The organism is Streptomyces sp. NPDC060027 (genome assembly GCF_042737005.1).
GTDB lineage: Bacteria > Actinomycetota > Actinomycetes > Streptomycetales > Streptomycetaceae > Streptomyces.
The window spans coordinates 43,878-66,642 of the sequence record NZ_JBHWVI010000021.1 but is presented as its reverse complement, the minus strand read 5'-3'; the positions used below and the strand labels follow the sequence as shown (position 1 = coordinate 66,642).

Below are 22,765 nucleotides of genomic sequence, written 5' to 3'. Positions count from 1 at the left end.
CGGCCGGGGCGCGGCTCTCCAATTCCCGGGAAGGAAGGGGGAATCCATGGCCGAACCGGACGGTGAATTTCTCACCCACGCGTCGGAAGTCGCGTTCGACCTCGGGTCCGACCGTCTCCGCGTCACCGCGCTCACGCTCCGGTCCCGCTCCATCGAATGCACCGAGATCGGCGGCCCGTCCGAGCCGCCCGTGTACGCCGAGGGCGAGCCGCCCGGCACCGGACGCGAGGCACGCCGTACGTACGACTGGCAGCCCGCCGCCGACGCGCCGTCCTGGATGAACATGGCGTGGCTGCTGGAGGATCTGGCCGCCTGGGTCGACCCGATGGCCGAGGACGGCATCACCCTGCTCGGCCTGGAGGCGCCGGAGCCGGACTGGTGCGACGTGCTGGTCCTCGACGGAGACAGCCGCCTACGGGTCCGGATCGCGCTGGCCGGCCGGCGCGATGTCCTGGACTTCCCCGGAATGTTTCTGCGGGACCTGTTCGCCGAGGGCCGCTCCCGCGCCCACCTGACGGAGGACCGGTCGGTGGTCGATCTGCGGGATGTCCTCTGAAGGGCCGTCGGCGCCGTCCGGCCGGGTGAATCGCCGTCGGCGCGCCGGGCGTCCGGGGCAGGCGCGCACGGTGTGCGTCGGCCGCCACCTGGGCACGTCGGGTGTCCGGACCGCCGTAGGGTGCGGACATGAGCATCATCGGGGTCGGTATCGACGTGGCCGAGATCGATCGGTTCCGGGCGTCGCTGGAGCGGACGCCGGGGCTGGCCGAACGCCTTTTCGTGGAGCGTGAGTTGCTGCTGCCCAGCGGTGAGCGGCGGGGCATCGCCTCGCTCGCGGCGCGGTTCGCGGCGAAGGAGGCGCTCGCCAAGGCGCTGGGCGCCCCGGCGGGGCTGTACTGGACGGACGCCGAGGTCTTCGTCGAGGACAGCGGCCAGCCGCGCCTGCGGGTGAAGGGCACGGTGGCGGCCCGGGCGGCCGAACTGGGCGTGCGGTCCTGGCATGTGTCGCTCAGTCATGATGCCGGGGTGGCCTCGGCGGTGGTGGTGGCGGAGGGCTAGCGGGAGGGCCTGCTTCCGCCTGACCAGGCACGGCGGCCGGGAGGGTCGACCCCGGCCGGGGCGGAACGGCGGCCCGAGCAGCCACCTGGACGGGGCGCACCGTGTGCGCCGGTGCGGGAGACTCGGCTCCATGCGTACTGCGTACAGCGTGGAGACCGTAAGGGCCGCCGAGCGGGAGCTGATGGCACGGCTTCCCGAGGGGGCGTTGATGCAGCGGGCGGCCGCCGGGCTGGCCGCCGCCTGCGCGGACCTGCTCGGCCGGGTGTACGGCCGCCGGGTGGTGCTGCTGGTGGGCAGCGGGGACAACGGGGGCGACGCCCTGTACGCGGGGGCGCGCCTCGCCCGGCGCGGCGCCGGCGTCACCGCGGTGCTGCTCGCCCCCGGACGGACGCACCCGGGGGGACTGGCGGCGCTGCTCCGCGCCGGCGGCACCTCGGCCTCGCCCGACGCCGCCGAACCGCTCGTGCGGCGGGCCGATCTCGTCGTCGACGGCATCGTCGGGATCGGCGGCAAGGGCGGCCTGCGGCCGGACGCCGCACGGCTCGCCGAACTCGCGCACGCGTCCCGCGCCGCCGTCGTCGCCGTCGATCTGCCGAGCGGTGTCGAGGCGGATACCGGAGAGGTGCTCGGCGCCGCGGTCCGCGCCGATCTGACCGTCACCTTCGGCACCCACAAGCCGGGACTGCTCGTCGATCCGGGGCGCGGGTACGCCGGTTCCGTACGCCTCGTCGACATCGGGCTCGACCTGCCGGAGCCGGCCGATCTGGAGGCTCTCCAGCACGCCGATGTCGCGGCCCTGCTGCCCCTGCCGGGGGCGGAGAGCGACAAGTACCGGCGCGGTGTCCTCGGGATCGCCGCCGGGTCCGCCCGCTACCCCGGAGCCGCGGTGCTCGCCGTGTCCGGGGCGCTGCGCGGCGGGGCCGGGGCCGTGCGGTACGTCGGGCCCGCCGCGGACGCCGTCATCGCGCGCTTTCCCGAGACGCTGGTGTCCGACAAGGGGCCGTCGAAGGCGGGTCGGGTGCAGGCCTGGGTGGTGGGCCCCGGGGCCGGGGACGACGCCTCGGCCGTCGCGGAGGTGCTGGACGCGGACGTGCCGGTGCTGGTGGACGCGGACGGGTTGCGGCTCGCCGGGCGGGAGGCGGTGCGGGCCCGCACCGCGCCGACGCTGATGACCCCGCACGCCGGGGAGGCCGCGGCGCTGCTCGGGGTCCCGCGAGAGGCGGTGGAGACGGCCCGGCTCGCTTCCGCGCGGGAACTCGCGGGGCTGTACGGGGCGACCGTCCTGCTCAAGGGGGCGACGACACTGGTCGCCGACCCCACGGGCGGGGCGGTGCGGGTGAACGCCACGGGGACGGCGTGGCTGGCCACCGCGGGGAGCGGGGACGTGCTGTCGGGGCTGGCGGGGTCGCTGCTGGCGGCGGGGCTCCGCGCGATCGACGCGGGGAGCGTGGCCGCGTACCTCCACGGGCTCGCGGGGCGCTTCGCGGCGGACGGCGCGCCCGCCGGGGCACATGACGTGGCCGCCGCGATCCCGGAGGCCTGGCGCGACGTACACGACTGACACCGGGCACCCCTCGCTCATGCCCTGGGCCCTGGGCCCTGGGCCCGGCTCTACTGGGTCTGGGACCGGGCCTACTGGGTCTGGGACCGGCTCTACCGGCCCCTGGGACCGACGGCTCTACCCGGGGCCCCGGTACTGGGCCCGGCGCCGGTGTTCTGCCGGGCCGGGACCCGCTGGACGGCGGCACCCGCCGTCGGCGGTGCCGGGCCTGACGGCCCCCGGACGCGTTGCCCAGATCGGGCGACCCTTTCCGCGCGGCTCACCCGGGGGCACCGCGCCGTTGCGTATGGCTGATCGCATGATGATCAGACGAAAGGTGTGTCGGGGGATCGCGGTGCTGCTGGCGGTGGTGGCGGCCGTGCCCGTGGGGACCGCGGTCGCCGTCCCCACGCCGCCCGTACCCGCCTCCGGGCCCATCGGCGAGTCGGTGCTCCGAGCGGTGAAGGGCCCGTATCCGCCGTGGCGGGGCGAGATTCTGGGCCCGGTGCTCCCGGCCGTGGACACGCCCGGTGCGGGGGAGGGAGCGCGGGAACCGCTGGGCACCTCCGCGGGCGATGACGCGCCGATCGCGTACGTGCCGTTCGGCGACGGGGCCGCGGGCCCGGCGGTGGCCTGCGGCGGCCGGACGGGCCCGTACCAGCGGCAGGTCGAGCGATGGCTGAGGCTGACGGTGGACGGGAAGCAGTCGGAGGCCGACTGCTGGGCCATCCGCGCCTTCCAGGTGCAGCAGGGCATCCGGCCGGCCGGCGGGTTCGCCGGACCGCTGACCTGGGCCCGCATGCGGCTGCTGTCCGCCCGGAGCGACCCGGACGCCGGCCGCGGCTGCCCGGCCCGCTCCTACCGGGTCGCCTGCGTCGACCTCACCCGTCGGCTCACCTGGGTGCAGCAGCGCGGCAGGATCCTGTACGGGCCGGTGCCGATGCGCAGCGGCGGGGCCGGGCACCGCACCAGGACCGGCTGGTTCACGATCTACTGGAAGCACCGGAACCACTGGTCGACGCTGTACAACACCCCCATGCCGTACGCCCAGTTCTTCAGCCGCGGGCAGGCCTTCCACGCCATCCGCGGCAGCGTCCGCACGACCGCCGGTTCGATGGGCTGCGTGAACCTGCGGCTCGCCGACGCCCGCGCGCTCTGGAGCGTGCTCAGGAAGGGCGACCGCGTCTACGTGTGGGGCCGAAGGTCCGGCAGCTAGGACGGTGAAACAGGCCCCGGGTCCACCCCCGGGGCCTGCCTTCGGGACGGCGCCGGGCCACCCCCGGGTCGGCCCCGGGGCTGTCCTGGGGACCGGTGCCGGGAGGCTGTCGTGGCCCTCTGAGAGACTGGGGCGCGATGACAGAGACAGCACACCCGCGGACGGCACCCCTGCGCGCCCGCGCCGAGATCGATCTGGCCGCCCTGCGAGCCAACGTGCGGACCCTGCGTGCCCACGCGCCGACCGCGGCCGTGATGGCCGTGGTCAAGTCCGACGCGTACGGCCACGGCGCGGTCCCGTGCGCCCGCGCGGCGCGCGAGGCGGGCGCCACCTGGCTCGGCACGGCCACCCCGGAGGAGGCGCTCGCGCTGCGGGCGGCCGGCCTGCCGGGGCGCATCATGTGCTGGCTCTGGACCCCGGGCGGCCCCTGGGCGGAGGCCATCGAGGCCGATGTCGACGTGTCGGTCAGCGGGCTGTGGGCGCTGCGGGAGGTCGTGGCGGCCGCCGAGGCCGTCGGCGCGCCCGCCCGCGTGCAGCTCAAGGCCGACACCGGTCTCGGGCGCGGCGGCTGCCAGCCCGCCGACTGGCCGGAGCTCGTCACCGGGGCACTGGCCGCCGAGGCGCGCGGACTGATCACCGTCACCGGGCTCTGGTCGCACTTCGCCTGTGCCGACGAGCCGGGTCACCCCTCGATCCAGGCCCAGCTGGAGCTCTTCCGCGAGATGGTGGCGTACGCCGAGGAGCAGGGCGTCCGCCCCGAGGTGCGGCACATCGCCAACTCGCCCGCGACGCTGACCCTCCCCGAGAGCCACTTCGACCTCGTACGGACCGGGATCGCGGTCTACGGGATCTCGCCGAGCCCGGAGCTCGGCACCCCGGCCGACCTCGGACTGCGCCCGGTGATGACGCTGAGCGCCTCGCTCGCGCTGGTGAAGCACGTTCCGGCGGGCCACGGCGTGAGCTACGGCCATCACTACGTCACCCCCGGCGGGACCACGCTCGGCCTGGTCCCCGTCGGCTACGCGGACGGCGTTCCGCGGCACGCCTCCGGCACCGGGCCCGTCCTGGTCGGCGGCAAGTGGCGTACGGTCGCGGGCCGGGTCGCCATGGACCAGTTCGTGGTGGACCTCGGCGGTGACGAGCCGGAGCCCGGCGCTCCGGCGGTCCTGTTCGGGCCCGGCGACGGCGGTGAGCCGACGGCCGAGGACTGGGCGCGCGCGGCGGGCACGATCGCGTACGAAATCGTCACGCGCATCGGAACCCGCGTTCCACGCGTCTACATGAATGTGAAAGAGGAACAAGGCGGGTAACACCCCTTAGCCGAACAGGTGCGCGGGGGCCCGGCGAGCGGAGAGCGGCGGGCGGAACACGGCGGGCGGGAGCCGGACCGGAGCGCGCCCAGCCGAGAGCCGACAGCCGGAGCGAAGAGGAGCGGGACGTGAGCGAGAGCAGCGCGGAGGTCGTCGTGAGTGCGGCCTCGGCGGCCGCCGCCTCCGCCGGGAACTGGCGCAAGGCCGGAGTGGCCGGCGCCGCGATAGGCGTGGTCGCGGCGGGCGCCGCGGCCGGAGTCGCGATCGAGCGGCTCACGGTCGGCCGCGGCATACGGAAGAAGGCGCGCCTCGCCCTCGACTCGGCCGGCCCGTACGGCTCGCTGCGCGGCACGCCGGGCAAGGCGTACGCCGACGACGGCACCGAGCTGTACTACGAGGTCGACGAGGCCGAGCCCGAGGCCTCGCTCGCCCCGCGCCGACGCAGGCTCTTCGGCCGCAAGGCCCCCGCCCCCGTCACCGTCGTCTTCAGCCACGGCTACTGCCTCAACCAGGACTCCTGGCACTTCCAGCGCGCCGCGCTGCGCGGTGTGGTGCGCACGGTGCACTGGGACCAGCGCAGCCACGGGCGGTCCGGGCGGGGTGTCGCCCAGCTGGAGGACCGGACGCCGGTCACCATCGACCAGCTCGGCCGCGACCTGCTGGCCGTCATAGAGGCGGCGGTCCCCGAGGGCCCGATCGTGCTCGTCGGGCACTCCATGGGCGGCATGACCGTGATGGCCCTCGCCGACCACTTCCCCGAGCTGATCCGCGACCGGGTCGTCGCCGTCGCCCTGGTCGGTACGTCGTCGGGGCGGCTCGGCGAGGTCAACTTCGGGCTGCCCGTCGCGGGCGTCAACGCCGTACGGCGCGTGCTCCCCGGCGTCCTGAAGGCGCTCGGCCAGCAGGCCGCCCTGGTGGAGCGGGGGCGGCGCGCCACGGCCGATCTGTTCGCCGGGGTCATCAAGCGGTACTCGTTCGCGAGCCGTGACGTCGACCCGGCCGTCGAGCGGTTCGCCGAGCGGATGATCGAGAGCACGCCGATCGACGTGGTCGCCGAGTTCTACCCGGCGTTCACCGAGCACGACAAGACCGCCGCGCTCGCCCGTTTCACCGAGCTGCCGGTCCTCGTCCTCGCCGGGGTCAAGGACCTGGTGACGCCGAGCGAGCACAGCGAGGCGATCGCCGACCTGCTGCCGGACGCGGAGCTGGTGCTCGTCCCCGACGCGGGACACCTGGTCATGCTGGAGCATCCCGAGGTCGTCATAGACCGCCTCGCCGACCTCCTCGTGCGCGCCGGAGCCGTGCCGGCAGGGGCTACGGTGGGCGGTTATGGAAGCACCAGCAGCAGCGCACAACCCGGCTGAGTCCGCGCAGGACGGGGTCAGCGCGCAGATCACCGTCACCTCCCCCGAGCAGATGCAGGAACTGGGCCGCAGGCTCGCCGAGCTGCTGCGCGCGGGCGACCTCGTGATGCTGAACGGGGAGCTGGGCGCGGGCAAGACCACGCTGACCCGTGGACTCGGCGAGGGGCTCGGCGTCCGTGGCGCGGTCACCTCACCGACTTTCGTCATCGCCCGCGTGCACCCCTCCCTCGGCGGCGGACCGCCCCTCGTGCACGTCGACGCGTACCGCCTGGGCGGCGGGCTCGACGAGATGGAGGACCTCGACCTCGACGTCTCGCTCTCCGACTCCGTGATCGTCGTCGAGTGGGGCGAGGGCAAGGTCGAGGAGCTGACCGAGGACCGTCTGCACCTCGTCATCCACCGGGCCGTCGGGGACACCACCGACGAGGTGCGGCACGTGACGGTCACGGGACTCGGGCGGCGCTGGGCCGCGACGGATCTGACCGTGCTCGCGGCCTGACCGGGGTCTTCGCGCGCCGGGCGTCTTTCGCTCGTACATTCGGCCAACGTTCCGACAGGGCGTCGGCAAGATATTGCGTTCGGCGTCCCGGCCGTGGTCACATGGACACCAGTACGTAGTTAGGTCTACCTAACTGCGCTTGCCCCCGAAGCCCGAGGAGGCGTCCATGTCGGCTTCAGAGTCGGCTGCAGTGCCGGCTTCAGAACGTGACGTGCCGGCGGCGCCGCGCGCGACGGCCGGGGTGTCGATGCGGGATCTGCTGGCGGCCTGTGCCGCGGCGGAGGCGGTGTCCAGGCCGCCCCGCGAACCACTGGCCGGGCCAGGCGTCGCCGAACGGCCCCGCAAGGCCGCCTGACGCCGGTGCGGCCGGCGGCGTCACTTGATGACGACGACCTTCGCGCCCACGGTCGCGAACGCCCACATCGCGTCGCCGTCGGCGCGCGACGCCCGGATGCCGCCGAGCTTCCTCTCGGGGTCCGGGGCCTCCGTGGAGCCGCTCACCGCGGCGCTGAAGCCGATCGCGACGCCGTTGACCAGCGTGAACCGTACGACGTGCTCGATCTGCGTTCCGTCGGACCCGGTGACCGCTCCCGCGCGCGTCGTGACGGCGTAGGTGCCCGCGGCCGGGTCGACCGTGCCCGGGGTCACCTTGAAGGTGCGCCGCACCTTGTTGCCCGAGCCAACCAGCCACACCCGGTCGTCGCCGACCGAGTAGACGACCCGCGCGCCGGTGCCGGACGGGGACGGCAGCGCGGTGGGGTTCTTCTTGTCCCGAGGGGCTTTGGGGGCGGACGACTTGGCCGACACGCTCGCGCTCGGTTTGCCCAGGGTCTCCGGAACGTTCGCGGACGCCTGGAAGGCGAGGAAGCCGACTGCCGCGATCGCCGCCACGGTGAGCCCGGCCACGAATCCCGAGCTGCTCCTAGCCACCTTGTGTGCCCACCTCTCGACCTTCGTACGTCCTTGCTGTGACGGTAGCAGCCGAGGGACGGGAGTCCCGGGCGGCCTTGCGTCAGGCTCCGGCGCCGTAGGCTGTTTGCGTGCTCTTGCTCGCTCTGGATACCGCCACCCCCGCCGTGACCGTCGCCCTGCACGACGGCACGTCCGTCATCGCCTCGTCGAGCCAGGTGGACGCGCGCCGGCACGGGGAGCTGCTGCTGCCGGCCGTCGACCGGGTGCTCACCGAGGCAGGCCTCAAGCTGGACGCCGTCACCGGCATCGTCGTGGGCGTCGGCCCCGGCCCGTACACGGGGCTGCGCGTCGGCCTCATGACCGCCGACACCTTCGGACTCGCCCTCGGCGTGCCCGTGCACGGCGTCTGCACCCTCGACGGGCTCGCGTACGCGGCCGACGTCGAGGGGCCGTTCGTCGTCGCCACGGACGCCCGGCGCAAGGAGGTCTACTGGGCGCGGTACGCCGACCGCCGCACCCGGCTGTCGGAGCCCGCCGTGGACCGCCCCGCCGAGATCGACGGAACGGTCACCGCGCTGCCCGCCGTCGGCGCGGGCGCGCTCCTGTACCCCGACACCTTCCCGGACGCCCGCGCCCCCGAGAACGTCTCGGCCGCCGCGCTCGCCTCCCTGGCCGCGGAGAGGCTGGCCGCCGGCGAGGAACTGGAGCCGCCCCGGCCGCTGTACCTGCGCCGCCCGGACGCCCAGGTGCCCAAGAACTATAAGGTGGTCACCCCCAAGTGACCGCCGTGCTGCGCGAGATGCGCTGGTGGGACATCGATCCCGTACTGGAGCTGGAGAAGGAACTCTTCCCCGTGGACGCCTGGTCCCGGGGCATGTTCTGGTCCGAGCTGGCCCACTCCCGCGGGCCGCAGGCGACCCGGCGCTATCTGGTCGCCCGCGACGGCGACCGGCTGGTCGGATACGCCGGCCTGGCCGCCTCGGGAGACCTGGGCGACGTCCAGACCATCGCGGTCAGGCGGGACCAGTGGGGCACCGGCCTCGGCGCCCGGCTGCTCACCGAGCTGCTGCGGGCCGCGAGCGCCTTCGACTGCGCCGAGGTGATGCTCGAATGCCGCGTGGACAACGTCCGCGCGCAGAAGCTGTACGAGCGCTTCGGCTTCGAACCCATCGGCTTCCGCCGCGGTTACTACCAGCCGGGGAACGTGGACGCCCTCGTGATGCGCCTGCACGACCCCTCCGCCTCCGTACAAGGAACAGAGACCCATGGCTGACGAACCTCTCGTCCTCGGCATCGAGACCTCCTGCGACGAGACCGGTGTCGGCATCGTCCGCGGGCACACGCTGCTCGCGGACGCGATCGCGTCGAGCGTCGACGAGCACGCGCGCTTCGGCGGGGTCGTGCCCGAGGTCGCCTCCCGGGCGCACCTGGAGGCGATGGTGCCGACCATCGAGCGGGCGCTGAAGGAGGCGGGGGTGACGGCCAGGGACCTGGACGGCATCGCCGTCACCGCCGGGCCCGGGCTCGCCGGGGCGCTGCTCGTCGGGGTCTCGGCCGCGAAGGCGTACGCGTACGCGCTGGGCAAGCCGCTGTACGGCGTCAACCACCTCGCCTCCCACATCTGCGTGGACCAGCTGGAGCACGGCGCGCTGCCGGAGCCGACGATGGCCCTGCTGGTGTCCGGCGGCCACTCCTCGCTGCTGCTGTCCACCGACATCACCTCCGACGTACGGCCGATGGGCGCCACCATCGACGACGCGGCGGGCGAGGCCTTCGACAAGATCGCGCGTGTGCTGAACCTCGGCTTCCCGGGCGGCCCGGTCATCGACCGGTACGCGAAGGAGGGCGACCCGAAGGCCATCGCGTTCCCGCGCGGACTCACCGGGCCGCGCGACCCGGCCTACGACTTCTCCTTCTCCGGTCTGAAGACCTCCGTGGCCCGCTGGATCGAGGCCAAGCGGGCGGCCGGGGAGGACGTGCCCGTGCGTGACGTGGCCGCGTCCTTCCAGGAGGCCGTGGTGGACGTGCTCACCCGCAAGGCCGTCCGGGCCTGCAAGGACCAGGGCGTCGACCACCTCATGATCGGCGGTGGCGTGGCCGCCAACTCGCGGCTGCGGGTGCTCGCCCAGGAGCGCTGCGAGGCAGCCGGGATCCGGCTCAGGGTGCCGCGCCCGAAGCTGTGCACGGACAACGGCGCGATGGTCGCCGCGCTGGGCGCCGAGATGGTCGCCCGGAACCGGGCCGCCTCCGACTGGGACCTGTCGGCGGACTCGTCGCTGCCGGTGACGGACCCGCATGTGCCGGGGCGCGGGCATGCGCACACGCACGATCACGTGCACGAGGTCGCCAAGGAGAACCTGTACTCGTGACCGTCGCGCTGATGTGGGAGGCACGGGCCGTCACGGGCCGGGGCGAGGAACTGCTCGCCTGGGTGCGGGGGCAGGAGGTCGCTGAGGAGCCGGTGCGGCGGGAGATCCTGCGGGCGCCCCAGGACCGGGTGCTCGTCATCACCTGGTGGGATGCCGCGTACGACGCCGAGCTTCCCGAACTGCCTGAGCCCGACGGGGAGTTGGTGACTCGGGCGGTGCACAGGTGGCGCTTCGAGTCGGTGGGCTGACGGCGGCCGGAGCCCGGCCGCTCCGCCGCTCCGCCCCCCCCCCCCGGCCTCGGGCCGCTCCGCCCCCGACCACCCCACGCTCCGCCCCCGGCCTCGGGCCGCTCGGCTTCCGGCCTCCGGCCACCCCGCTCCCGGCCGGGCTTCCCGTCGACCTGGGTTTTCCGGAAGACTCCTGCAAAGTTTCGTACGGGTGTGTGGAACCGTGGGGGAGTCTTGGACACGTCGACGGAGGTGGGCGCAGTGGCCCGGGAGAGCATCAAGAACAAGGTGACGATCACGGAGATCGCCCGGGAGGCCGGGGTCTCGGTGCCCACCGTGTCGCGCGTCGTCAACGGCCGCTCCGACGTGTCACCGGAGACCCGGGCGCGGGTCGAGGACCTGCTGCGCCATCACGGCTACCGGCGCAAGCCGTCGGCGCCCGGTGACCGCGCTGCCCTCATCGACCTGGTCTTCAACGACCTCGACAGCCCCTGGGCCGTGGAGATCATCCGCGGGGTCGAGGAGGTCGCCCACGCGGCCGGAGTGGGCACCGTGGTCTCCGCGATCCACGGCGCCTCCGGGTCGGCCCGCCAGTGGATGACCAACCTGCGGGCCCGCGCCTCGGACGGCGTGATCCTGGTGACCTCGGTCCTCGAACCCCGGCTCCACGAGGAGCTGCGGCGGCTCGGGGTGCCGCTCGTGGTCGTCGACCCGGCCGGCTCCCCGTCGCTTGAGGTGCCGACCGTGGGCGCCACCAACTGGGCGGGCGGGATGTCCGCGACGGAGCATCTGCTCGGCCTCGGCCATCGCCGGATCGGCTTTATCGCCGGACCGCCGCGGCTGATGTGCTCGCGGGCGCGACTGGACGGGTACCGGGCGGCGCTGGAGGGCGCCGGCGTCGGTGTCGACGACGCCCTGATCGTGCCGGGGGACTTCTACCACGCGTCGGGTTTCGAGGGCTGCAACACGCTGCTCGACCTGGCCGAGCCGCCCACCGCGCTGTTCGCGGCGAGCGACCAGATGGCGCTGGGGGCGATCGAGGCGCTGCGGCGACGGGGGCTGCGGGTGCCGGAGGACATGAGCGTCGTCGGGTTCGACGACCTGCCCGAGGTGCGCTGGTCGGCGCCGCCGCTCACCACCGTGCGCCAGCCGCTCGCCGACATGGGCAAGCTGGCGACCCGCACGGTCCTGCGGCTGGCCCTGGGCGAGGACCCGGCGTCCCCCCGCGTCGAACTGGCCACCGAACTGGTGATCCGAGCGAGCACGACGACACGGACGATCTGACGCGACGCACGTCCGGCACCGGGCGGTCTGACGCGGGGTGTGTCTGGCACCGGGCGGTCTGACGCGGGGTGTGTCTGGCACCGGGCGGTGTGACGTGGGATGTGTCTGGCACCGGGCGGTGTGACGTGGGATGTGTCTGGCACCGGGCGGTCTGACGTGGGATGTGTCCGGTGCCGGGGGTGTGACGCGGGGGGTCACCGGAGGCGCCGTCGCGCGATGGATCCGGGCGCGATGGCTCCCCTGCTCGCCGCGCGCTCAGCGCGGTCCGCCACCCCAACTCCGATATTTGTCAGGAGCGTTGACATACCTGTCCCGCGCCCGTAACTTCCGTGCGCACTCGACCGATAATTTTCGGCACTCTTCCGGAAGGTGTGCGATGCGAGCGTTGGGCAACACCTCTCTTTCCCGCCGTGGGTTCCTGGCGGCCTCCGCCGCGACCGGACTGGGGGCGGCCGCCCTGAGCGCGTGCGGCTCGTCCGACGGCGGGAACAGCTCGGGCAGGACCACCATCGAGTGGTGGAACATCACCACCACACAGCCGGCGAAGAAGATCTGGGCCCAGCGCGCCAAGGACTTCGAGGCCGCGCACCCCGACGTGAAGATCAAGATCGTCACGCTGGAGAACGAGGCGTACAAGGCGAAGATGACGGCGCTGACCACCTCGGGCAAGCTGCCGGACATCTTCCACACCTGGGGCGGCGGGGTTCTCGGACAGCAGATCGACGCGGGCCTGGTCGAGGACCTGACCGGAAGGGTCTCCTCCTGGACCAAGGACTACCTCCCGGCCGCGCTGGCGGCCTACCGGTTCGACGAGAAGACGTACGCCGTCCCGTTCGACATCGGCATGGTCGGCTTCTGGTACAACAAGGCGCTCTTCAAGAAGGCCAAGATCGACACCCCGCCCACCACCTGGTCCGGCTATCTCGACGCGGTCAAGGCGCTGAAGAGCGCCGGCGTCACGCCCATCGCCCTGGCCGGCAAGGAGAAGTGGCCCGGCATGTACTTCTGGGCGTACCTGTCGATGCGGGTCGCGGGCCTCGACGCGATGCAGAAGGCCGCCACCGACGCCGACTTCACCGGCGACGGCTTCGTCAAGGCCGGTCAGCACCTCAAAGACCTCGTCGCCCTGGAACCCTTCCAGAAGGGCTTCCTCGGCGCCGCCTACTCCACGCCGAACGGCGAGGCGGCCACCATGGGCAACGGCAAGGCGGCCATGGAACTGATGGGCCAGTGGGCGCCCGTCGTCGAGAACGACTCAGGCAAGGGCATCGGCAAGGACCTCGGCTTCTTCTCCTTCCCCGCCGTCGAGGGCGGAAAGGGCGCGCTCACCGAGGTGTTCGGCGGAGGCGGCGGACACGCGGTGCGCAAGGGGGCTCCGGACGCGGCGGTGGAGTTCCTGAAGTTCTTCGCCGAGCGGGAGTTCGCCGCGAAGCTCGTCAAGGAGACCGGCCTGGTGCCCGTGTCCAAGGACGTGCGCTCCGCGCTGACCGACCCCAACCTCAGCGCCGTCTCGGACGCCCTCGCCTCGTCCACCGGCTTCCAGCTCTACCTCGACCAGGCGTACGCGCCCGCCGTCGGCCAGGAGATCAACGACAGTGTCGCCGCGCTCATCGCCGGCTCCAAGTCTCCCGAGCAGGTCACGCGTTCGGTGACCCAGGTCGCCAAGAGCGAGAAGAGCTAACGGCCCCCCGATGACACACTCGACGACCTCGACGTACCCACCGGTCATCGGCAAGTCCTCCGGGCCGGTGACCGGTTCCCCCGGTCCCTCGGCGGCGCCGCCCGTCCGGCGCCGGGTACGAGCCTGGCTGGGCGCCTTCGTCTTCACCGTCCCGGCGCTCGCGCTCTTCGGGCTGCTCGTCCTCGTCCCGATGGGCTACGCCTTCTACGTCAGCTTCTTCAACTGGGGTGGTTTCGGGACGCCTTCGGACTCCGTGGGGTTCGCCAACTACACCCGGCTGCTCGACGACCCGGTCTTCCTCGGCGACCTGTGGCGCGGCTTCCTGCTCATCGCCTTCTCGATCGTGCTGCAACTGCCGTTCGCGCTCGCCATGGCCGTCCTGCTCAACCAGCGGCTGCGCGGCCGGGCCGTCTACCGGATGCTGTTCTTCGCGCCGTACGTGCTCTCCGAGGTCATCACCGGCGTGCTGTTCGGCATGATCTTCGCGCCGGACGACGGTCTCGCCGACAGACTGCTCGGCTCGATCGGTCTCGACGGCGTGGGCGGGCTCTGGTTCGCGGGCCAGAACACCGTGCTGCCCACCCTCTTCCTGGTCATGACCTGGAAGTACTTCGGCTTCCACATGATGCTGTACCTGGCGGGCCTCCAGGGCATCCCGGCCGAACTGCACGAGGCGGCGCGGATCGACGGCGCCGGCACCTGGCAGCGCTTCCGGCACATCACCCTGCCGCTGCTCGCACCGACCCTGCGGATCAGCGTGTTCCTGTCCGTGATCGGGGCCATCCAGCTCTTCGACCTGGTGTGGGTGATCTCCGCGGGCGGACCCGACCATCACTCCGAAACCATGGTCATCAGCATGTTCCAGTACGGCTTCAAGCGCTACCAGATGGGCTACGCCAGCGCCATCAGCGTGGCGATGTTCCTGATCAGCCTCGTCTTCGCCCTCGCCTACCAGCGTTTCGTGCTGCGCCGCGACACCGAAGGAGCCATCACCAGCATGCGAGCCAACCGATGAGCGCGCCGAAGGACGTCGTACGCCGCCGACGGCTGCGCAGCGTCCCCGTGTACGCCGTCCTGTGGCTGGTCGCCGCCGTCATGGTGACGCCCCTGCTGTTCGCCCTCGTCTCCGGTTTCAAGACGACCGACCAGCTCTCCAGCAACACCTTCGGTCTGCCGCACCCGTGGGTGACCTCGAACTACACGTCCCTGCTCGGCTCGGGCCCGTTCTGGCGGGCGGTCGGCAGCAGCACGCTGATCGCGGTGGCGACCGCCGTCCTGACCGTGGGGGTGTCGGCGCTCGCCGCCTACGCGCTGGCCCGGTTCGCCTTCCGGGGACGGGAGGTGCTGTTCACCGTCTTCACCATGGGGCTGATGTTCCCGTTCGCGGTGGCGATCCTGCCGCTGTTCATCCTGCTCCGCACGGTGGGGCTGCTCGACAACCCCTGGGGCGTGATCCTGCCCCAGGCGGCGTTCGGGCTGCCGCTGACGATCGTCATCCTGCGCGGCTTCTTCCGGGAGATCCCGGGGGAGCTGGAGGAGGCGGCGGTCCTCGACGGCTGCTCCGCCTTCGGCTTCTTCTGGCGCATCCTGCTGCCGCTGGCCCGCCCCGCGCTCGGCACGGTCTCCGTGCTGGCCATCGTCGGGAGCTGGAACAACTTCCTGCTGCCCCTGCTCGTCTTCAGCGAACCCACCTGGTGGACGGTCCCCGTCGGCATCCAGCAGTTCCAGGGCCAGTACGCCTCCGACGTGGCCCGCATCTTCGCCTACCTGGTGCTCGCCATGGCACCCGCCCTGGCCTTCTACGCGGTCGCCGAACGACAGCTGATCGGCGGCATCACGCTCGGCGCGACGAAGGGCTGAGCCGCGGCACGGCCCCGTCCGCGGTCCTCGCGGTTCCCCGGACCCCCGGGACCCCCGGACCCCCGGGTTCTCCGGACCACCCGGACACCCACGCCGCACATGACGCCCGGGACGCCCCGGATTCCCTTACGGATGCGAGGAGTTACATGATCCACCCCTGGCAGGACCCCGCTCTGCCCGTAGGCGTCCGCGCCGCCGACCTGCTCGCCCGGATGACCCCGCGCGAGAGGACCGCCCAGCTCTACAGCGTCTGGCCCGGCTCGAACGAGACGCCGGGCGGCGACATGGCGCCCCTCCAGCACGCCCTGTCCGAGGACATCGACCTGGCCGGACTGCTGCCCGACGGGCTCGGCCAGCTCACCCGCCCCTTCGGCACGGCCCCGGTGGAGCCCGCCGAGGGCGCCGCCCGGCTCGCCTCCCTCCAGGAACGCATCCGCTCCGCCAACCGCTTCCGGCTGCCCGCCCTCGCCCACGAGGAGTGCCTGACCGGCTTCACGGCCTGGCGGGCCACCGTCTTCCCCACCCCGCTGGCCTGGGGCGCGACCTTCGATCCGGCCCTGGTGAAGGAGATGGCGTCGGCGATCGGCGCCTCGATGCGCTCGGTCGGCATCCACCAGGGACTGGCCCCCGTCCTCGACGTCGTTCGCGATCCCCGCTGGGGCCGCACGGAGGAGTCGATCGGCGAGGACCCCTACCTCGTGGCGACCGTCGGCACCGCCTACGTCCAGGGTCTCCAGTCCGCGGGCGTGGTCGCCACGCTCAAGCACTTCGCCGGGTACTCGGCCTCACGCGGCGCCCGCAACCACGCGCCCGCCTCCATCGGCCCGCGCGAACTCGCCGACGTGATCCTCCCTCCGTTCGAGATGGCCGTACGGGAGGGCGGTGCCCGCTCGGTGATGGCGGCCTACAACGACCTCGACGGGCTGCCCGCCCACGCCCACCACCAACTCCTCACCCAACTCCTCCGAGAGGAATGGGGGTTCGCCGGGACCGTGGTCGCCGACTACTTCGGGGTGTCCTTCCTGGAATCCGCGCACGGGCTCACCGACTCCCCGGCGGGTGCGGCCGCGCTGGCGCTCGCGGCGGGCGTCGACGTCGAACTCCCCGCGGTGCGCTGCTACGGGGCCGGGCCGCTCGACGAGGAGTCCGTGGACCGGGCCGCGCTGCGGGTGCTGACGCAGAAATGCGAACTGGGACTGCTGGACCCGGACTGGACCTCGCCCGCCGCCGACGGTCCGGTGGCTCTCGACCCGCCTCATATGCGCGCGCTGGCACGGCGGCTGGCCGAGGAGTCGGTCGTGCTGCTGGCCAACGGCGGCGGGCTGCCGTTCGGGCCCGAGGCGCGGCGGATCGCGGTGCTCGGACCGCTCGCCGACGAACCGGCGGGCCTGCTCGGCTGCTACACCTTCCCCCGCCATGTCCTGCTGGACCACCCCGATGTGCCGATGGGTGTCGCCGTGCCGACGCTGCTCGAAGCGCTGCGCGCGGAGCTGCCCGGCGTGGAGTTCACGGACGACGCCGTGGGAGCCGACGCGTGCGTGATCGCGGTCGGCGACCGCTCCGGACTGTTCGGGCGGGGCACCTCCGGCGAGGGCTGCGACGCGGCCGACCTCGAACTTCCCGAGGGACAGGGAGAGTTGGTGGACAAGGCGCTGGCCTCCGGAACGCCGGTCGTGCTCGTGCTGCTCTCCGGGCGCCCCTACGCGCTCGGCCGCTGGGCGGACCGGTGCGCGGCGGTGGTGCAGACGTTCTTCGCGGGCCAGGAGGGCGCGCCCGCGATCGCCGGGGTCCTCTCCGGGCGGGTCAACCCCTCGGGGCGGCTCTCGGTGAGCGTGCCGCGCGACCCGGCGGGCCAGCCGTGGACCTATCTCGCGCCGCCGCTCGGCCGGCTCGGTGAGGCGAGCACCCTCGACCCGACCCCGCTGTACGCCTTCGGGCACGGACTCTCCTACACCTCGTACGCCTGGCTGCCGCCGACGGCCGACGACCGGGTGGTCGCGACCGATGGTGAGACGACGCTGCGGCTGACCGTGCGCAACACGGGGGAGCGGGCCGGTACGGAGGTCGTGCAGCTCTACCTCCACGACCCGGTCGGCAAGGTGGCCCGCCCGGTGGTCCGGCTCGTGGGCTACGCGCGCGTCCCGCTGGAGGCGGGCGCGTCGGCCGAGGTCCACTTCACGGTCCCGGCCGATCTGGCCGCGTACACCGGCCCCGACGGGCGGCGGATCGTCGAACCCGGGGAGCTGGAACTGCGGCTGGGGGTGTCGAGCGCGGACGTCGACCTGCGCCACGCGGTGCCGCTGACGCTGACCGGACCCGAGCGCGTGGTGGGTCCCGGACGGCGGATGCGGTGCGAGGTCCGGGTGAAGTGAGGAGCGAATCTTTCGGGCCACACGGTGCTGCCGTGACGAGGTGATTGGCGCCAAAGAGGGGTTAGGCGTGCCGACGGGCGAAGCTACGATCCCGCCCATGACTCAGTCGAACCCGTCGAATCCGTCATCGGCCACCAGGGACAACGGGTCGAATCGGCCGGGCGCGCGGTCGGCGGGGACCGCGACGCTCGCCGAGATCGCCCGCGAGGCCGGAGTGTCGGCTCCGACTGTTTCGAAGGTGCTCAACGGCCGTGCCGATGTCGCCCCGGCGACCCGCACCCGTGTCGAGGAGCTGCTGCGCGACTACGGATACCGGCGGCGCCGGGCCGAGGCGACCCGGTCGCCCCTCATCGACCTGGTCTTCCACGAGCTGGAGAGCGCCTGGGCGATGGAGGTCATCCGGGGCGTCGAGAACGTCGCCCGGGACGAGGGGCTGAGCGTGGTCCTGTCCGAGAGCGCGGGCCGGCTCACCCCCGGCCGCACCTGGGCCGACCAGGTCGCGGCGCGCCGCCCGTACGGGGTGATCCTCGTGCTGTCCGGGCTCGACGAGTCCGGGCGGGCGCTGCTGACCAGCAGATCCGTCCCGTTCGTCGTGATGGATCCGGCCGGTGACCCGGGCGACGACGTGCCGTCCATCGGTGCCACCAACTGGCACGGTGGCCTCGCGGCGACCCGCCATCTGATCGAGCTCGGCCACACCCGGATCGGCGCGATCAGCGGGCCCTCGCGGATGATGTGCAGCCGCGCCCGGGTCGACGGCTATCGCGCCGCGCTGGAGACCGCGGGGCTGCCCGTCGACCCCGCCCTGATCCGCCCCGGCAACTTCCATCACGAGAGCGGCTACCGGGCCGGTCTCGAACTCCTGCGCGGGCCTGACCGGCCCACGGCCGTCTTCGCCGGAAACGACCTCCAGGCGCTCGGCCTCTACGAGGCGGCGCGCGAGCTGGGGCTGCGCGTTCCCGAGGACCTGAGCGTCGTCGGCTTCGACGATCTGCCGGTGGCGCGCTGGGTGGGGCCGCCGCTGACGACCGTACGGCAGCCGCTGACGGAGATGGCCGAGGCGGCGGCGAAGCTGGTGCTCGAACTCGGCCGCCAGGAAAGGCCGTCGGCCGGAACGAGGATGGAACTGGCGACGAGCCTGGTGGTGCGCAGCAGCACGGGGGCACCTCCGGCGTGAGCGGTGAGCGGTGAGCGGTGAGCCGTGAGCTGTGAGCCGTGGGGTCAAGGTGCCTGTTCTGGCTGGAAGTTGGCGCAGGGACCGTGTTGACGGGTGGGGCATTCCGCTCCACACTCCTCCGAAGTCAATCGGTTGGACGACCGAAACTTTCGGAGGCACCCGCCATGAGAACCTCCCGAACCCCCGGAACCACCTCCTTACGCCGCCGCGCCGCCGCCCTGTTCACCGGCGCCGTGACCGCGGGCGCGCTGCTCGCGGCCGGCACGACGGCGCACGCCGTCGACACCCCGCTGCGCGACCTCGCCGCCGCCAAGGGCAAGGTCATCGGCACGGCCGTCACCGGCTCCAAGCTGACCGGGACGTACGGCGACATCGCCGGAGCCCAGTTCAACTCGCTGACGCCGGGCAACGCCATGAAATGGGGCACCGTCGAGCCCACCCGGGGCAGCTTCGACTGGGCCGAGGCCGACCGGATCGTCGCCTTCGCGCAGGCCCACAGCCAGCAGGTGCGCGGTCACACCCTGGTCTGGCACAGCCAGAACCCGAGCTGGCTGACGAACGGCACCTGGACGACCGCCGAGCTGAGCGGCCTGCTCCAGAACCACATCACCACCGAAGTCACCCGCTACAAGGGCAAACTGGCCGCCTGGGACGTGGTCAACGAGCCCTTCAACGAGGACGGCACCTACCGCTCGACCCTCTGGTACAACGGCCTCGGCGCGGACTACATCGCCCAGGCGCTGACCTGGGCGCACACCGCCGACCCGAGTGCCAAGCTCTACATCAACGACTACAACGTCGAGGGCGTCAACGCCAAAAGCACCGCCCTCTACAACCTGGTCAAGTCCCTCAAGGAGCGGGGCGTCCCGATCGACGGTGTCGGCCTCCAGGCCCATCTGGTCCTCGGTCAGGTACCCGGCACACTCCAGCAGAACATCCAGCGCTTCGCCGACCTCGGCGTCGATGTCGCGATCACGGAGCTGGACATCCGGATGCAACTCCCGTCCGACAGCGCGAAACTGGCGCAGCAGGCCGCCGACTACAAGGCGGTGTTCGACGCCTGCGTCGCCGTGACCCGGTGCCACGGCGTGACCGTCTGGGGCTTCACCGACTCCGACTCCTGGATCCCGGACGTCTTCTCGGGATACGGCGCGGCGACACCGTACGACGAGAACTACGCGCCGAAACCGGCGCACTCCGCGATCGCGACCTCGCTCGGCGGTACCTCGACACCGCCGCCGACCGGCGCGTGCACGGCGACCTACAGCGTGCAGAGCCAGTGGAACACCGGCTTCACGGGGCAGGTCCGCATCGCGTGCTCCGGGGCCGCGCTGGCGTCCTGGAAGGTGAGCTGGACGTACGGCGAGGGCCAGCGGATCACCCAGGCCTGGAACGCGGCCTGCACCCAGACCGGCCCGGCGGTGAGCTGCGCCAACGCCTCTTACAACGGGACCGTCCCGGACGGCGGCTCCGTGACCTTCGGGTTCAACGCCTCCTGGAGCGGGAGCAATCCGGTGCCCACGGTGACCTTGGGCTGAAGCCGGCCTGAGAAGCGTGAGAGTTTTCGAAGAAAGGTCACCCCAAAGCTCCGCTCGTAATAATTCGGACTTACGTTCCTCCTCGTGACGGGACACGAAGAGATCCACGAAGAGAACGGGGTCGGGGTCCGGCTGGTGGGCCGGCGGTCGCGGGTACTGAAGGCCGCCGGCCTCACCCTGGCGGGACTGCTGGTGCTGGGCGTCGGCACGGCGGGCTGGGCCTACTGGCATCTGAACCAGAACATCAAGAGCGTCGACATCAACAGCGCGCTCGGCGACGACCGCCCGGCGAAGGCGCCGGCGACGCCCTCGTCCCCGGCGTCCGCCTCGGCCTCCCCGCTGCCCAGCGGCGCCCTGAACATCCTGGTCCTCGGCTCCGACTCGCGCAGCGGCAAGGCGAACGCGAAGCTCGGCGGCGGTGACAGCTCCGGCGCCCGTTCCGACACGGCGATGGTCGTGCACATCGACGAGGGGCGCACCCGCGCGACCGTGGTGAGCATCCCCCGGGACACCCTGGTGACCCGGCCGGCCTGCCCCACCTCGTCCGGGGGGACGACGGCGGTGGCGTACAACGCGATGTTCAACAGCGCCTATTCGATCGGCGGCCCGGTCTGCGCGGTGAAGACGGTCGAGTCCCTGACCGATGTCCGCATGGACCACTACATCGAGATCGACTTCTCCGGCTTCGCGGCCCTCGTGGACGCGCTCGGCGGTGTCACGGTCACCACGGACGAGGGCATCGACGACGACAAGAGCCATCTGCACCTCACCGCGGGCGAACACCACCTCGACGGCACGAAGGCGCTGGCGCTCGCCCGCACCCGGCACGGCATAGGCGACGGCAGCGACCTGGGTCGCATCGGTCTCCAACAGAAGCTCGTCAAAGCCCTGTTGGCGCAGATCTCGTCGGCCGGTCTGCTCACCGACCCGGCCAAGCTCTACAGCGTCGCGAACGCGGTGACCGGCAGCCTGACCACGGACACCGGGCTGGACTCGCTCGGCGAGCTGATGAAGCTCGGCCAGAGCCTGAAGTCCCTCTCGTCCGACGAGGTCACGACGGTGATGATGCCGGTGGTGGCAGCTCCCTCGGACCACAACCGAGTGGTCGCGAACGAGCCGGAGGCGAGCGATCTGTGGGCCTCGCTCAAGTAGTGATCTCCGGGCCCCACTCGAGTGACCCCACGACTCACGTGACACCCCCGGAGCCGGTCCGCGGGACTTGAGCTTCGGGGATCGGGATTCGAGCCTCTTTTGTATGGAATGGGCGGGAGGTCCAACCCGCCCTCCCTCCCTTGCCGACGGCCGAAGTACCGTCCGGGCCAGGGGATATGACTCTTCGTGATCGAGTCGCGGCGGAGCGTGGCAGGCGTGTAGCGTGCGCCGCGAAAGCATCGACCCCCGTCGGTGTTGGCGCACCGGGCGGGGGTCTGACCACGTTGATCGAAAGCGAGTCGATCCATGGCTGTCACTCAGCCTAGTGCTGCCCCGCGCCCGTCCGCCCATCCCCTCGCCAATCCGGGGTACGGAAAACGGTCGGCGCCCGACCAAACCCCACGGACGGGTCGCGACTTCGTACATCTGCCCACCCGCGAGGCATCGATCGCGACGTACATCGACCGGCTCGCCGACGAGTCGGACCTCTCGATCAAGACCCTAGCCAAGCACCTCCCGTACGGCCAGTGCGCCCTCTCCACGGCCCTCAAGCACCTTTCCGCGGCAGGGCATTTGCGCAGGGTGCGCCGCCCCGTCACCGTCGACGGCTGCCCCCGCTGGGTCTGGCACACCTTCTTCTCGCGCACCGCTCACGACGACACCTGGTGGAACGCCCTTCTCGCCGGGGAGACGCCGGTGACCGAGCGGCCCGTGGCAGCGGCGGCGCGATCGACCGCCTACAGCCTGCTGGCCCGGCTCGGCCGGATCGACGCTGTCGGCGGGGGAGTGCGCGGCACTGGAGGGGGAGGCCGCCGAGTGGTTCGCGCGGGGCGCGGGTGAGCCGCAGCTCGTCCAGGCGCTGACGGCGGGGCTCCCGGAGCGTGTGGCGCACGCGTACGCCTTCGTACGCGCCCGGCTGCTCGCCAAGCTGCCCCCGCGACCCGAACCGCAGCCACCGGCACCCCGCTACGAAGTGGTGTGCACGGCGTGCGGGGAGCCGGGCGGGGACGGTGGCCAACTGCGGGGCGGCTTGTGCGGGGTGTGCCGGGGCGGGCGGCCGGCCCTCGCGGCGCATGAGGTGCGCGCCCATGTCGGACGGCTCCGTGCTGCTCTCCGTACCGGGACCCGCACGGAGAAAACCGAGAAGGGAGCAGGCACATGACGACCTTGCAGCACGGTCCGCCCGTGACCGGGGCAGGATGGAGGGG

General features: G+C 72.5%; 22 protein-coding genes. 21 read left to right on the top strand and 1 reads right to left on the bottom strand.

Annotation, left to right across the window (positions count from 1 at the left end):
• The first annotated feature begins 46 nt into the window (after positions 1-46).
• The 8 genes from ACFWBT_RS08330 (at position 47) to ACFWBT_RS08295 (ending at position 7,340) form a co-directional block, all read left to right on the top strand.
• Complete coding sequence (locus ACFWBT_RS08330) at positions 47-556, top strand: hypothetical protein (RefSeq protein WP_385697324.1); 510 nt, start codon at positions 47-49, stop codon at positions 554-556.
• Between the two features lie 128 nt (positions 557-684).
• Positions 685-1,056: a holo-ACP synthase gene (locus ACFWBT_RS08325; protein ID WP_266761781.1), complete on the top strand. Its 372-nt coding sequence runs from the start codon at positions 685-687 to the stop codon at positions 1,054-1,056.
• Positions 1,057-1,186: 130 nt separating this feature from the next.
• Positions 1,187-2,617: an NAD(P)H-hydrate dehydratase gene (locus ACFWBT_RS08320; protein WP_385697323.1), complete on the top strand. Its 1,431-nt coding sequence runs from the start codon at positions 1,187-1,189 to the stop codon at positions 2,615-2,617.
• 298 nt (positions 2,618-2,915) lie between these two features.
• Positions 2,916-3,812 carry a L,D-transpeptidase family protein gene (locus ACFWBT_RS08315; RefSeq protein ID WP_385697321.1) on the top strand — a complete coding sequence of 299 codons (897 nt, stop codon included), beginning with the start codon at positions 2,916-2,918 and terminating at the stop codon, positions 3,810-3,812.
• A gap of 137 nt (positions 3,813-3,949) precedes the next feature.
• Positions 3,950-5,122, top strand: coding sequence for an alanine racemase (gene alr / locus ACFWBT_RS08310; protein WP_385697319.1), 1,173 nt, complete (start codon positions 3,950-3,952; stop codon positions 5,120-5,122).
• 128 nt (positions 5,123-5,250) lie between these two features.
• Positions 5,251-6,486 (top strand): alpha/beta fold hydrolase, encoded by a 1,236-nt coding sequence (locus ACFWBT_RS08305; protein WP_385697317.1) that lies wholly within the window; start codon positions 5,251-5,253, stop codon positions 6,484-6,486.
• On the top strand, positions 6,452-6,985 hold the full coding sequence (tsaE, locus tag ACFWBT_RS08300) for a tRNA (adenosine(37)-N6)-threonylcarbamoyltransferase complex ATPase subunit type 1 TsaE (protein ID WP_385697315.1): 534 nt from the start codon (positions 6,452-6,454) through the stop codon (positions 6,983-6,985). The genes ACFWBT_RS08305 and tsaE overlap by 35 nt, the downstream gene beginning before the upstream one ends.
• Before the next feature lie 166 nt (positions 6,986-7,151).
• Positions 7,152-7,340: a hypothetical protein gene (locus ACFWBT_RS08295; RefSeq protein WP_385697313.1), complete on the top strand. Its 189-nt coding sequence runs from the start codon at positions 7,152-7,154 to the stop codon at positions 7,338-7,340.
• A 20-nt stretch (positions 7,341-7,360) separates the two neighbouring features.
• Here ACFWBT_RS08295 and ACFWBT_RS08290 read toward each other — a convergent pair whose 3' ends face one another.
• Positions 7,361-7,915, bottom strand: a complete 555-nt coding sequence (locus ACFWBT_RS08290) for a hypothetical protein (protein ID WP_385697311.1) — start codon at positions 7,913-7,915, stop codon at positions 7,361-7,363.
• Between the two features lie 110 nt (positions 7,916-8,025).
• On the opposite strand from ACFWBT_RS08290, the gene tsaB reads away from it, so the two are divergent.
• The 13 genes from tsaB (at position 8,026) to ACFWBT_RS08225 (ending at position 22,397) form a co-directional block, all read left to right on the top strand.
• A complete protein-coding gene (gene tsaB / locus ACFWBT_RS08285; RefSeq protein WP_385697310.1) occupies positions 8,026-8,679 on the top strand; it encodes a tRNA (adenosine(37)-N6)-threonylcarbamoyltransferase complex dimerization subunit type 1 TsaB in 654 nt (217 codons plus the stop codon).
• A gap of 17 nt (positions 8,680-8,696) precedes the next feature.
• Positions 8,697-9,170: a ribosomal protein S18-alanine N-acetyltransferase gene (rimI, locus tag ACFWBT_RS08280; protein ID WP_385697331.1), complete on the top strand. Its 474-nt coding sequence runs from the start codon at positions 8,697-8,699 to the stop codon at positions 9,168-9,170.
• Positions 9,163-10,266, top strand: coding sequence for a tRNA (adenosine(37)-N6)-threonylcarbamoyltransferase complex transferase subunit TsaD (gene tsaD, locus ACFWBT_RS08275; RefSeq protein WP_385697308.1), 1,104 nt, complete (start codon positions 9,163-9,165; stop codon positions 10,264-10,266). Before rimI ends, tsaD begins: the two co-directional genes overlap by 8 nt.
• Positions 10,263-10,514 (top strand): hypothetical protein, encoded by a 252-nt coding sequence (locus tag ACFWBT_RS08270; RefSeq protein WP_385697307.1) that lies wholly within the window; start codon positions 10,263-10,265, stop codon positions 10,512-10,514. The genes tsaD and ACFWBT_RS08270 overlap by 4 nt, the downstream gene beginning before the upstream one ends.
• A 240-nt stretch (positions 10,515-10,754) precedes the next feature.
• Positions 10,755-11,777: a LacI family DNA-binding transcriptional regulator gene (locus ACFWBT_RS08265; protein ID WP_385697305.1), complete on the top strand. Its 1,023-nt coding sequence runs from the start codon at positions 10,755-10,757 to the stop codon at positions 11,775-11,777.
• A gap of 385 nt (positions 11,778-12,162) precedes the next feature.
• Positions 12,163-13,458, top strand: a complete 1,296-nt coding sequence (locus tag ACFWBT_RS08260; protein WP_385697330.1) for an extracellular solute-binding protein — start codon at positions 12,163-12,165, stop codon at positions 13,456-13,458.
• Positions 13,459-13,468: 10 nt separating this feature from the next.
• Positions 13,469-14,473, top strand: a complete 1,005-nt coding sequence (locus ACFWBT_RS08255; RefSeq protein WP_266761800.1) for a carbohydrate ABC transporter permease — start codon at positions 13,469-13,471, stop codon at positions 14,471-14,473.
• Positions 14,470-15,318, top strand: a complete 849-nt coding sequence (locus tag ACFWBT_RS08250; protein WP_385697303.1) for a carbohydrate ABC transporter permease — start codon at positions 14,470-14,472, stop codon at positions 15,316-15,318. Before ACFWBT_RS08255 ends, ACFWBT_RS08250 begins: the two co-directional genes overlap by 4 nt.
• 146 nt (positions 15,319-15,464) lie before the next feature.
• Positions 15,465-17,690 carry a glycoside hydrolase family 3 N-terminal domain-containing protein gene (locus tag ACFWBT_RS08245; protein ID WP_385697301.1) on the top strand — a complete coding sequence of 742 codons (2,226 nt, stop codon included), beginning with the start codon at positions 15,465-15,467 and terminating at the stop codon, positions 17,688-17,690.
• A 97-nt stretch (positions 17,691-17,787) separates the two neighbouring features.
• A complete protein-coding gene (locus ACFWBT_RS08240) occupies positions 17,788-18,867 on the top strand; it encodes a LacI family DNA-binding transcriptional regulator (RefSeq protein WP_385697299.1) in 1,080 nt (359 codons plus the stop codon).
• A 164-nt stretch (positions 18,868-19,031) separates the two neighbouring features.
• Entirely contained in the window at positions 19,032-20,405 is a 1,374-nt protein-coding gene (locus tag ACFWBT_RS08235; protein WP_385697298.1) for an endo-1,4-beta-xylanase, read from the top strand.
• Positions 20,406-20,489: 84 nt separating this feature from the next.
• A complete protein-coding gene (locus ACFWBT_RS08230; RefSeq protein WP_385697296.1) occupies positions 20,490-21,557 on the top strand; it encodes an LCP family protein in 1,068 nt (355 codons plus the stop codon).
• Positions 21,558-21,863: 306 nt separating this feature from the next.
• A complete protein-coding gene (locus tag ACFWBT_RS08225) occupies positions 21,864-22,397 on the top strand; it encodes a hypothetical protein (protein WP_385697294.1) in 534 nt (177 codons plus the stop codon).
• The last annotated feature ends 368 nt before the right edge of the window (positions 22,398-22,765 follow it).